We start from the raw sequence: 12,533 nt of genomic DNA, 5'->3' as shown, positions 1-12,533 counted from the left end.
CCTGTCAGCCCGCACGCCGCGTGAGCTGGTGTATCGCGGCGGCCAGCGACTGAAAGATGGATATCCCTCGCAGCTCGATCCCGAGCTCGACCATACTCTGCGCCATCCTGGGCCCGACGCCCACCAGGCTCACCCGCGCCCCGAGCAGCCGGGTCGCCTGCGCCGTCTGCACCAGCGCCGCCGCGGTCTCCGCGTCGACGAGCGGCACGCCCGTCACGTCGAGCAGCACCCACCGCGCCCCCTCGCGCGCCACGCCCGACAGCACCGATTCCATGATCTGCCGCGCCCTCGCCCCGTCGATCGCGCCGATCAGCGAGATCAGCAGCACCCCCGGGAGCAGCGGTATCACCGGACAGCCGAGCTCCCGCACCGTGCTCGACAGCGCGCGCTCGCGCTCGTACGCGGCGGCCAGCATGTCGCGCTCCGCGTGCAGCGCGGCCTCCATGTCGTGGCGCTCGAACGCCGCGACAAGGAGCGACACCCACATGGTCATCGGCTGGAGGTTGTCCGCGAAGCTCTCGACGTGCAGCCCGCCGAGCACCAGCGCCCCCCAGTCGCGCCGCCCGTTCATGAGCGGGACCATCACGAGATAGCCGCTCGGCTCGTCCGGCGAGGCGGCCGCGAGCAGCTCGGGCGGCGGGAAGAGGCCAGCCCGGTACCGGCTTCCCACGAGCGCGGCCACGCCGGGATCGCTGGTGTGCACGCTGTCGATGATGAGCTCGGGCTCGTGGGGATCCCGATCGTTCGCCCAGAGCGCGAGGCACCCGACGCGCACGGCGGTGTGCCGCAGCCACAGGAGGCGCTCGTCGAACCACGCCTGCCCGGGCGAGAGGAGCCTGCTGATATCCATGTTGGCGCGGACCAGCCGCTCGAGGCTCCTCACGCCGCGCCGCTCGGACGCCGCGAGCGCCCGCTGCTGCGCGAGCCGCGCGCGGTGGAGGAACGTCTTCACCCGGCGCGCGACGTCCGGCGCCGTCGCGCCGGCGAGCTGCCGCGCGGCGGCCTCCTCGACCTGGCCCACCACCGCGACGAGGACCTCGATCCGGTCGCTGTACGCGACGGCGGCGGCGAAGGCGCGCTCGAGCTCGATGACCTCCGGCATCTCCGCCCCGGCGAGCGCCGCGCCGAGCCCCCGCGATATCACCTCGGCCTCGGGCCAGACGGGGGACCGCTCGCCGGGCTGCAGGTGCGTCGGCCCCTCGAGCACGGCGTTCATCCGCCGGAGCAGGTCGCGCTGCCACTCGCCCGGGTCCTCGCCGGCCGCCTCCGCGGGCAGCAGGGCCTCCCACGCTGGGCTGCCGCACGACCGCCGCACCACCAGCTCGGCGGGGACGCGGGTCACGAGCTGCTCCGGGGCGCGGCCCTCGATGAGATCGATGATCCGCTCCACGGCCACGCGCCCGAGCAGCTCGGGGCCCTGCCGCATCGTGGTGAGCGGCGGATCGCAGTGCTGCGCGGCGCTGATGTCGTCGAACCCCACCACCGCGATGTCCTCGGGCACGCGGTAGCCGCACGCCCGGATCGCGTGGATGGCGCCGATCGCCATCTCGTCGTTGCCCGCCACGATCGCGTCGCAGAGCTTGCCGTAGCGCTCGAGCAGCTCCTTGAGGCGCTGCTCGGTGTACACGATCGAGCACTCGTGGAAGCTGGAGAGCAGGTTGAGATCGGCCTCGAGCCCGCGCGCGCTCATCGCCTCATCGAACGCCGCGCCCCGCTCGATGAAATCGTCGGACGACGCCTTGCCGATATAGGCGATCCGGCGGCGGCCGAGGCCGATGAGGTGCTCGATGAGGCGAAGGGTCGAGTCGCGGTTCTCCGCGCGCACGACCGGGCAGCGCGCGCCCATCGAGGGCGCGCAGAAGATCACGGCCGGCGTCCCGTCGGAGATCAGCTCCTCCAGGCCGTCGATGGTGTACATCGCGATCCAGCCCGCGACCCGGCGGAGCGCCGCCCCGCGCTCGACGATGGACCGAGGCGACCCGTAGCTCAAGAGGAGCTGGTAGCCGCGCTCGCGCGCGGCGCGGTGCATGCCGGCGAACGCCATGGCGTTGAAGGAGTTGTCGAGGAATACCGAGGCGACCCCGATCACATTCGACGTGCGCTGGTCGACAGACCCCACCATCATCCCGGTTGTCTCCTCGTGAGCTGGTGTATCGCGGCGGCCAACGACTGGAAGATGGATATGCCGCGCAGCTCGATCCCGAGCTCGACCATGCTCTGCGCCATCCTGGGCCCGACGCCCACCAGGCTCACCCGCGCCCCGAGCAGCCGGGTCGCCTGCGCCGTCTGCACCAGCGCCGCCGCGGTCTCCGCGTCGACGAGCGGCACGCCCGTCACGTCGAGCAGCACCCACCGGGCGCCCTCCCGCGCCACGCCCGACAGCACCGCTTCCATGATCTGCCGCGCCCTCGCCCCGTCGATCGCGCCCATCAGCGAGATCAGCAGCACCCCCGGGAGCAGCGGTATCACCGGACAGCCGAGCTCCCGCACCGTGCTCGACAGCGCGCGCTCGCGCTCGTACGCGGCGGCCAGCATGTCGCGCTCCGCGTGCAGCGCGGTCTCCGTGGCGTGGTGCTCGAACGCCGCGACAAGGAGCGACACCCACATGGACATCGGCTGGAGGTTGTCCGCGAAGCTCTCGGTGAACAGCCCTCCCAGCACCAGCGTCCCCCAGTCGCGCTGCGCGCTCGCGATCGGGATCAGCACGAGATAGCCGCTCGGCTCGTCCGGCGAGGCGGCCTCGAACAGCTCGGGCGGCGGGAAGAGGCCGGCCCGTGACCGGCACCCCGTGAGCGCGGCCGTGTCGGGTTCGCTGGTATGCACGCTGTCGATGATGAGCTCGGGCCCGCCCGGGCCCTGATCGTCCGCCCGGATCGCGAGGCAACCGACGCGCACGGAGGTGTGCCGCAGCCAGCCCAGGCGATCGTCAGCCCACATCTCCCTCGAAGCGAGGAGCCCGGCCATGGCCATGTTGGCGCGGACCAGCCGCTCGATGCTCCTCGCGCCGCGCCGCTCGGACGCCGCGAGCGCCCGCTGCTGCGCGAGCCGCGCGCGGTGGAGGAACGTCTCCACCCGGCGCGCGGCGTCCGGCGCGGGCGCGCCGGCGAGCCGTCCGGCGGCGGTGTCCTCGATGTGGCCCACCACGGCGAGGAGGACCTCGATCCGGTCGCTGTGCTCGACAGCGCTGTCGAAGGCGCGCTCGAGCTCGGCCACCTCCGGAGTCTCCGCCCCGGCGAGCGCCGCGCCCAGCCCCCGCGCGATGACCTCGGCCTCGGGCCAGACGAGGGGCCTGTCGCCCGACGGCGAGAGCGCTGCCCCCGCGAGCACGGCGTCGAGCCGCCGGGACATGTCGCGCTGCCAGTCGCCGCCCGGCGCGTCGAGCTCCTCCGGCGCGAGCAGCCCGGCGTCCCACGCGGCGCTGCCGCACGAGCGCCGCACCACCAGCTCGGCGGGGACGCGCGTCACGGGCTGCGGAGGCGGGAGGCCGTCGAGCAGATCGGCGAGCAGATCGACGGCCATGCGCCCGAGCAGCTCGGGGCTCTGCCGCACCGTGGTGAGCGGCGGATCGCAGTGCTGCGCGAGGCTGATGTCGTCGAACCCCACCACCGCGATGTCCTCGGGCACGCGGTAGCCGCGCGCCTGGATCGCGCGGAGGGCGCCGATCGCCATCTCGTCGTTGCCCGCGACGATCGCGTCGCAGAACTTGCCGTCGCGATCGAGCAGCTCCCCGAGGCGCCGCTCGGCATGCAGGATCGTGCATTCATGGAAGCTGGAGAGCAGGTTGAGATCGGCCTCGAGCCCGTGCGCGCTCATCGCCTCATCGAACGCCGCGCCCCGCTCGACGAAGTCGCCCGACGTCGACTTGCCGATGTACGCGATCCGGCGGTGGCCGAGGCCGACGAGGTGATCCACGAGCCGGCGGATCGAGTCATGGTTCTCCGCGCGCACGACCGGGCAGCGCGGGTCGATCGCGGGCGCGCAGAAGATCACGGCCGGCGTCCCGCCGGAGATCAGCGCCTCCAGGCCGTCGGTGGAGTACATCGCGATCCAGCCGGCGACAAGGTGGAGCCCTACCCCGCGCTCGGCGGCGGTCCGGGGCGGCCCGTAGTACACGAGGAGCTGGTAGCCGCGCACCCGTGCGGCGCGGTGCATGCCGCCGAACACCGCGGCGTTGAAGGAGTTGTCACAGAAGAGCGACGCGACGCCGATCACATGCGAGGTGCGCTGTTCGACATGCCCCGTCCTCATCCCGTTCGTGTCCTCACGCGCGCCCTTCGGGCGAGCCTATCACCGGCCTCGACGGAGCGAGCAGAGAACTTTGATGGGAGCGGGCCGGCTCTCTCGGCGATCGCGCGCTAGGGCGCGGCGCGCCTCGGGTGCGCGCATGTGATTCACCCTGTACGGGCGTGCGAGCGCGGCCGCCGCCGCTCGCCTCGAGTGGCCGTGCGCGACGCTGTCAGGAGCCTTGACGCGCGTGCCCGAGGGGGAGCTTCGGATCGAGGCAGCCGCAGCCACACCCGTCGGTGAAGGCCGTCTGCCCCTCGTCGCAGCTGAACAGCATGACGGCGCAGCGGGCCGGATCGTCGGACACGTAATGCACGCGCGGATCGCCCGGATCCGGACAGGCCAGCTTCTCGGGGCCGACGCAGCCGCAGCCGCACTCGTTGACGAACTGCGTCTGGCTCTCCGCGCAGATGAAGTCGATGAGGTGGCACTCCTCGATGTCGCGGGAGACATAGCGCACGTCCGGATCGCTCGGGTCCGGGCAAGCCGGCGCCTCGGGGCCGATGCAGCCGCAGCCGCACTCGCCGCCGAACTGCGTCTGCGGCGGGGAGCACGCGAAATCGAGGAGCTCGCACTCCCGCGGATCGTGCGACACGTAATGGACCTCCGGGTCGGCCGGGTCGGGGCAGGACGGCGCCTCGGGGCCGATACAGCCGCAGCCGCACTCGTCGGAGAACAGCGTCTGCGGCGGGGAGCAATCGAAGTCGATGCGGGCGCACTCCTCCGGATCGTGGGAGACATAGCGGACCTCCGGATCGCGCGGATCCGGGCAGTCCCCGCCGCTCACCTGGGGGTCGCAACCTAGCTGTCCGAAGATCGCGGACACCGAGAGAATCCACAAGATATGTGCTCGCATGTTCATCTCCATGGGTCTTGTCACAAGAGTGCTGGACGTGGGAACGCGCCCCCTCTGGACGCCCCTTCCGGGCCTCCAGGAGGGGGCCTGTGAGCTTTCTGTCGACTCAGGGCACACCGCGCCCGAACAACGTCACCGCGCGCCGGGTGGCCGCGGGAGAGGACACCTCGATGAGCAGCACCTCCTCGCGCAGGCCAGGCGCGCTCGACCGGAGCTCCACGCGGACGTCGCGGGGCTCCCCGGGCGCCAGGACCACGGGGGCCGACACGTCCTCCACGCCGACATCGGCGGACGGCGCGCGGAGCGCGATCGCGTCGATCACGAGCGGCTCCGCGCAGCCGTGCTCGAGGCGGAGGACGGCGGCCGACACCTCGCCGGCCGCCGTGTCGGGCAGCTCGAGCTCCGGCGCGACGTCGAAGCAATCGGAGAGCGGGCGCGGCGCGCGCTCGAGGACGCCCTGCGCGACGACGAGATCGGCCGGCGCGGAGCGCTGCTCGCCGCGCCGCGCCTGGACGCGCACCTCGTCGCCCAGGTCAGCCTCCACCTGGAGGGCGAAGCTCCCGTCGGCGCCGACCTCGGCGACCGCGGGCGGCGCTGTCTTGTCGAGGCTCACCGCCCAGACCTCGTCGGCGTTCCTCGCGCTGCCAGGTCCGCCGGCGAGATCGACGGTCCACGTGTCGCACGCCATGCAGAGGTCGCCGCTCACGTCGCCTAGCTCGGGCGCAGCCGGCGGCTCCGGGATCGGGTTCACCCCGCACCCGGCCACGCACGCCGCCAGAAGGACCGCGATCCCACGCATCACGCCGCCAGGCTGTTCAACAGCCGTGCCAGCACGTTCGCCCGGATTTCCGGAGGCTCCGGTCGCTTTTTTTGTACCGTTCTGTTCCACTCTGTACCGATGGTACAGCCCCGCATTGCGCCAGGGGCCGTGATCGACGGCCGCTACGACGTCGTGCGCGCGCTCGGGCGCGGCGGGCTCGGCTCCGTCTTCGAGGCGCGCGATCGCCTCTTCGAGCGCGACGTCGCGCTGAAGGCGCTGCGCTTCGGCGGCTTCGACGGCGCGCGCGCTGTCGAGGCGTTCCGGCGCGAGTTCTCGCTGCTGGCGGGGTGCGTCCACCCGCGCCTGCCGCGCGCGTACGACTTCGCCCGGACGACCTGCGGCGGCGCGCCGCTCACGTACGCCACGGCGGAGCTCATCCGGGGCCGGACGCTCGCGGAGCACGCCCGGGGGCGCGCCTTCCGCGCGGCCCTGCCCGTCCTGCTCGACGCGCTCGACGCGCTCGGCTGGCTCCACGGCGCGGGCATCGTCCACGGCGACTTCAAGCCCGACAACGTGCTCGTGCGCGACGACGGCGCGGGCGTGCTCATCGACCTCAGCGCGGCGCGCCGGATGCGCGCAGCGGCGGGGGACCTCGCGGGCACGGCGCGGTTCCTCGCGCCCGAGCTCCTCCAGGGCGCCCCGCCGAGCGCGCGCTCCGACCTCTTCGCGGTGGGGCGCACGCTCGAGGACCTGTTCCCGCTCCTCGCCGGGGCGCCCCCCGCCGCCGCGCGCCGGCTCGCGGAGCGGCTCACCGCGGAGGATCCGGCCAGCCGGCCCTCCGGCGTCGAGGAGGTCCTCGAGACCCTCTCCGCCGGCGGGCTGCCGCGGCGCGCGCCCGCGGTCGTCAGCGAGCCGGGCGAGATCGTGGGGCGGGAGCGCGAGGTCGAGGCGTTCGGCGCGGCGCTCGAGGCGCTGCTCCGGGGCGAGCGCGGGCCGCGCGCCGTGGTGATCACGGGCGAGGAGGGCGCCGGCAAGTCGCGGCTGTTCCGCGAGCTCAAGTGGCGCGCCCAGCTCTGCGCGGAGGTCGTCGAGGGCGCGCCGCGCGGCGAGGACCCGCTCCGCGCGCTCCTGCTGCGCGCGCTCGGCCGCGCCTCGCTCCCGGCCGGCGTCGACGCGCTGCTCGGCGCCCGCGCCGAGCTGGCGCGGGCGGGGTCGATCGACGCGCCGGCCCCTCCCCGCGCGGCGCCCCCTCCGGCGCCTTCACGCCGCCCGCGCGTGCTCGCGATCGACGACGCCGACCGGCTCGGCGCGCACGACAGGGCGCTGCTCGAGGCGCTCGTGCGGGCCACCGAGCCGACCGACGCCCTCCTCTGGCTCATCGCCTCCGCCGATCCGCTCGACCGGCTCGACGTGCGCCGCGGCGCGGCGGTCGAGCTCCCGCTGGGCCCGCTGGACGAGGCCGCGGTGCGGGTCTGGACGGCGCCGCTGGCCACCGCGGCGCGCGTCGCCGACCTCCTGCGCGCGAGCGGCGGCCGCCCGCGGGCGCTCAAGGAGCTCTGCGCCGCGCTCGCGCAGCGCCGGCTGAGCGAGGCGGAGCTCGACGGGTTCGTGCACACGACGGGCACGCCGGAGCTCTGGCGCCGCCGCGTGGCCGCGCTCCCGCGCGACGAGGCGCGCGCCCTCGCGGCGCTCGCCGTCGCGGACCGGCTCGGGCCCGACGCCGCCGCGGCCCTCGGCGTGGGGCGCGCGGCGCTCGACGCGCTCGAGGCCGCGGGGCTCGCGCGCTTCGACGGCGAGGGCTTCGGCCTGGGCCAGCCCGGGCAGGCGAGGGCGCTCTTGCCGCTCCTCGACGCGGAGGTGGTGCGCGGGGTCGCCCGGGCGCTGGCCGAGCACCTCGGCGGCGCTGGCGAGGGGGCGACCGCCCCGGCGCTCCGCAGCGAGCGCGCCGCGGACAGGGCGCGGGCGCTCGCCCTGGCGGGCGACCACGAGGGGGCGCGGCGGGCGCTGCTCGCGTCCGAGCCGATGTTCGAGTGGGCGCCGCGCGCCTGGGTGCGCGCCGCGGACGCCGCCTGCGCGGCCCTGCCGGCGGCGCGGACGCTCGTGGCCGCCGCGTCCGCGGTCGAGGCCGCCGGCGACCCGCGGCGCGCGCTGTCGCTGCTCGCGCGGGCGAGGCGGAGCGGGCCGCCGCCCGACGCCGGCGCGGAGCTCTCGTACCGGGCGGCGCGCTGCTACGAGAAGCTCGGCAAGGTAGCGCGGGCGCTCCGGCAGCTCGAGCGCGCGCGCGCCCTGTCGCGCGGCGCCGTCGACGTGCGGCTCGCGAGCCTGTCCGCGCGCTGCCTCCTGCGCCTCGGCCGCTACGACGAGGCGCGGCGCGAGGCCGAGGGCGCGCTCGCGCTCGCGGAGGCCGCGGCCGCGCTGCCGGCCGGCGAGGCGGCCGCGCTGCCTCCTGGCAAGGCCGCCGCGCCGCCGGCCGGCGAGGCGGCCGCGTCGGCCGCCGCGGAGCTCGCCGAGACGCTGGGCCTCGCGCTCGGGTACCTGAGCGACAAGGCCGGGGCGCTCCGCAGCCTGGCGCGCGCCGTCGCGCTGCGGCCGGCGTCGGGCTCGCCCCGCGCCCGCGCCCGCGCGCTGAGCTACCACGCGCTCCACGCCTACCGCGCCGGCGACACGGCCCTCGCGGCGCGCGGGTTCCAGGAGGCGCTCGACCTGGCCGAGGCGGAGGGCCTCGGCGACCTGCTCGCCACGGCCGCGCTCAACCTGGGGACGGCGCGGCACCAGCTCGGCGACTGGGGCGCGGCGCTGCGCTGCTACGAGCGCGGGCTGCGGGCCGCCATCGCCTTCGCCAAGGAGCGGACCGAGGCGACCCTGCGCTTCAACCTCGCCAAGCTCCACGCGGACATCGGCCTGCTCGAGCGGGCCGAGCTCGGCGTCGCCCGCCTGCGCGCGCCCGTCCCCGACCTGCGCGCCCCCGTCCCCGAGGAGATCGCCGTCGCGGCGCTCGGGCTCGCCGCGGAGATCGCCGCCGCGCGCGGCGCGCTCGGCGAGGCGGCGCGGCTGATCGAGCAGGCCCGCGCGGGCCACGCGGCGCGCGGATCGAAGCGCGAGGCGTGCGAGGCGGCGCTCCACGCCGCGGAGATCGCGCTCGCCGCGCGGGAGGGGGCCGCGGCGGGCGCGCGGCTGGCCGAGGCCGCGGCGCTGCTCCGGGAGGCCGACGCGGCGGATCTCGCGCTGCGCCACGCGACGGCGGGCGCGGAGCTCGCGCTGGCCCTCGGCGACGCGGACGCGGCGTTCGCGGAGGTCCAGCGGGGCGCGGGCCTCGTGGCGCGGGTCTCGCAGCTCGAGCTCCACGCGCGGCACGAGGAGGTGTCGGCCGAGGTGCTCCGCCTCCGGTCGGCGGCGGCGCTGGCCGAGCGGCACCGCACGGCCGCGCTCGAGTGCTGGGAGCGCATCGGGAGCACGCTCCCCGCGGAGCTCGCCGAGGTCTTCTGGCGGCACCCCCGGCGGGCCGCGCTCCGCGGCGGACCCGCGCGGGCGGCGAGCGCGGGCGGCGCCCGCATGGAGCTCGTGCTGAGGCTCCTCGAGATCAACAGGCGCCTGAGCTCGACGCTCGACGCGGAGGAGGTGCTCCGCCTCGCCATGGACGCGGCGATCGAGCTGACAGGCGCCGAGCGGGGCTTCGTGATCCTCGCGTCGCCGTCGCCGGCCTCGACCCCGCCGGACGGGCGGGCGAAGGTCAAGCTCGAGGTCGCTGTCGCGCGGAACCTCGATCGCGAGCGCGTGGGCAAGAGCCAGCTCAAGTTCAGCCACGGCATCGCGAAGCGGGTTGTCGAGCGCGGCGAGGCGGTGCTCACCGTCGACGCGCTGGCCGACGAGCGGTTCCACGGGAACGCGTCCGTGCACGGCCTGCGGCTCCGGTCGATCGTGTGCGTGCCGATCCGCGCGCACGGCGCGGTGCTCGGCGCCGTCTACCTCGACAACCGGTTCCAGCGCGGCAAGTTCGCGGAAGGAGACGCGGATCTGCTCGGCGCCTTCGCGGACCAGATCGCCGTCGCGCTGCACAACGGCCGGCTGATGGCCGAGCTCAGGGACCGCACGCGCGCCCTCGAGGAGGAGCAGCGCCGGGTCGCGGAGCTCATGCGCTCGCAGGCGGACGAGATCGAGCGGCTCTCGCACGAGCTCGAGCGGAGCCGCGCCGACGCCCGCCGCGATTTCCCGGAGATCGCCGGGAGGAGCGCCCCGATGCGCGCGGTGCTCGCGCTCTGCGAGCGCGTCGCGGAGAGCGACGTCACGGTCACGGTGACGGGCGAGAGCGGCACCGGCAAGGAGCTCGTCGCGCGCGCCCTCCACGCGGGCGGGCCCCGGCGGGAGGGGCCGTTCGTGGCGGTCAACTGCGCCGCGCTGCCCGAGGCGCTGCTCGAGTCGGAGCTGTTCGGCCACGTGAAGGGCGCCTTCACCGGCGCCGTCCGGGACCACGGCGGCCTGTTCCTGGCCGCGCGGGGCGGGACGCTCTTCCTCGACGAGCTCGGCGAGATGCCTGTCGCCCTGCAGGCGAAGCTGCTGCGCGCGCTCCAGGAGCGCACGATCCGGCCTGTCGGGTCGGACAGGAGCATCCCGGTGACCGACGCGCGGATCGTCTGCGCGACGAACCGCGACCTGCGGGAGGAGGTCGCGCGGGGGCGCTTCCGCGAGGATCTCTATTACCGGGTCAGCGTCATCGAGATCCGCCTGCCGCCGCTGCGCGATCGGCCGGACGACATCCCGGCGATCGCGCAGGCGATCGTCGAGAAGCTCGCGGCGCGCCACGGTCGCCCGGCCTTCCGTCTGTCCCGCGGCGCGCTCCGGCGGCTCACGTCGTACGGCTGGCCGGGCAACGTGAGGCAGCTCGAGAACGTGCTCGCGCGCGCGTGCGTGCTCGCGCCGGGCCCGGAGATCGGCCCGGCCGACATCCAGCTCCCGCCGGCGGCCCCGGCGCCGCGGGGCCGCTCGCGCGCCGAGCACCGGGAGGCCGAGGAGGAGCGGATCCGCGCCGCGCTCGATCTCGCCCGCTGGAACGTGTGCGAGGTGTCGCGGAGCCTCGGGATCCCGAGGACGACGCTCTACCGCAAGCTCGCGCGCTACGGGTTGCTGCGGCAGGCGTGAGCGTCACCCCCCGCCACCTCGCGGGGAGGGAGGTGGCGGGGCGGGCGAGCCCGTGTGCTAACGTGCGCCGACGAGCCGCTGCGCGCGCACACTTCCCGGCCGGAGAGCACGCGGGGATTGACGCTCTTCGGGCTGTCCTCGAACCATCCATCCCATTCATCCTCTCCTCGTCACGAGAGAGATAGATATGGAGTCGACCGATGCGAACACGCCTGCTTGTTCTGGTTTCTTCCTCTGTCGCCGCCGCGCTTGTCGCCTGCGGCTCGTCCGGTGAGGACACGACGTCCTCGGGCGCTGGCGGCACCGCCGCGACGGGCACCACGACCGGCGGCGGCGGCGAGTGCGAGCTCCTGCCCGAGATCATCGATACGGACACGGCCGTCGGTCCCGGGTGCGTGCGCCTCGATCGCACCACGGTGGGAGGCGCAACGCTGACAATCGCCCCGGGAACAACGGTCCTCGTCGAGCCGTCGGGTTACCTGTCGCTGGGCAGCGAGAGCGGCTCGACCCTGGTCGCCAGGGGCACCGAGGACGACCCCATCGTCTTCAGGTCGGCGGCGGACTCGCCCGCGCCGGGCGACTGGCAGTGCGTCTATTTGGGCAACGGGGCCGCGGCCTCCGAGCTCGAACACGCGACGTTCGCGCACGGCGGGCAGCCCTGCGCGGCGACGGGAGCGAACCCCGAGGCGACCCTCGTGGTGATGGCGCCGGTGCGCAGGATCGCGCAGGTCACTGTCGAGGACAGCCAGCATCACGGCATCCTCATCGGGCCCGACGCCGGCGTGCGCGCGTTCGAGCAGAACACGTTCTCTCGCAACGGCGAGGCGTCGATCAACGTGGCGCTCAAGCAGGTGCTGAGCCTCGGGGCGCCGAACACGTTCTCTGACGCGGACGACTTCATCGAGATCGACAGCAAGTTCTCCCTGGAGGCGGACGGCACGTGGCGCAAGCAGGCCGTGCCGTTCCGCGCGGCGGGCTTCCAGATCAACCCGGACAGCGAGGTCACCATCGAGGCGGGGACGCGGATCGAGCTCACCGGCGGCAGCATCGATGCGTTCGGCGCCACGCTGAACCTCGCCGGCACCGAGGAAGAGCCCGTGGTGATCACGTCGGCTCACCCGGAGCCGCAGGCCGGGGACTGGGGGTGCGTGGTCTACAGCAGCGCGAGCGATCTCACGCCGACGATCGATCACGCCGTCATCGAGTATGGCGGCAACGGTCAGGGCTGCCTGGGCTCGAACGAGCCGACCTTGCTCTGGGTGCCGCCGTCGGCCCGGATCACGAACAGCGTGTTCCGGCACAGCGAGGGGACAGCGATCAAGGCCAGCGGAGAGTGCGACACGGCGGCGTGGTGCACGAACCAGTTCGAGTCCATCGCCGCCGGCCCGCTCGAGTGCGGCACCGCGAGCGACGAGACAGCGTGCCCCTGAGCTGACCCTGCGGCGAGCTGTCGCCTCGCGATCGCGCGCAGGCCAGCACTGTACATCCGTTCATTCA

General features: G+C 74.8%; 6 protein-coding genes. 2 read left to right on the top strand and 4 right to left on the bottom strand.

Annotation, left to right across the window (positions count from 1 at the left end):
• Positions 1-4 precede the first annotated feature (4 nt).
• The 4 genes from WMF42_RS07100 to WMF42_RS07085 all read right to left on the bottom strand — a co-directional run bounded on the left by WMF42_RS07100 (position 5) and on the right by WMF42_RS07085 (position 5,939).
• The gene (locus WMF42_RS07100) at positions 5-2,125 is read right to left on the bottom strand and encodes a substrate-binding domain-containing protein (protein WP_437691066.1); all 2,121 of its coding nucleotides are present in this window, start codon (positions 2,123-2,125) and stop codon (positions 5-7) included.
• Positions 2,122-4,248 (bottom strand): substrate-binding domain-containing protein, encoded by a 2,127-nt coding sequence (locus WMF42_RS07095; RefSeq protein ID WP_437691064.1) that lies wholly within the window; start codon positions 4,246-4,248, stop codon positions 2,122-2,124. Before WMF42_RS07095 ends, WMF42_RS07100 begins: the two co-directional genes overlap by 4 nt.
• Before the next feature lie 208 nt (positions 4,249-4,456).
• The gene (locus WMF42_RS07090) at positions 4,457-5,140 is read right to left on the bottom strand and encodes a hypothetical protein (RefSeq protein ID WP_437691063.1); all 684 of its coding nucleotides are present in this window, start codon (positions 5,138-5,140) and stop codon (positions 4,457-4,459) included.
• A gap of 106 nt (positions 5,141-5,246) precedes the next feature.
• Positions 5,247-5,939 (bottom strand): hypothetical protein, encoded by a 693-nt coding sequence (locus tag WMF42_RS07085; protein WP_437694221.1) that lies wholly within the window; start codon positions 5,937-5,939, stop codon positions 5,247-5,249.
• A gap of 99 nt (positions 5,940-6,038) precedes the next feature.
• Here WMF42_RS07085 and WMF42_RS07080 point away from each other — a divergent pair, with 99 nt between their 5' ends.
• A complete protein-coding gene (locus WMF42_RS07080; RefSeq protein WP_437691061.1) occupies positions 6,039-11,036 on the top strand; it encodes a sigma 54-interacting transcriptional regulator in 4,998 nt (1,665 codons plus the stop codon).
• Positions 11,037-11,236: 200 nt separating this feature from the next.
• Positions 11,237-12,466, top strand: a complete 1,230-nt coding sequence (locus tag WMF42_RS07075) for a hypothetical protein (RefSeq protein ID WP_437691059.1) — start codon at positions 11,237-11,239, stop codon at positions 12,464-12,466.
• Positions 12,467-12,533 lie beyond the last annotated feature (67 nt).

Source organism: Sorangium sp. So ce176, assembly GCF_051519835.1.
Lineage (GTDB): Bacteria > Myxococcota_A > Polyangia > Polyangiales > Polyangiaceae > Sorangium > Sorangium cellulosum_G.
This window is presented reverse-complemented; position numbering and strand designations above follow the sequence as displayed.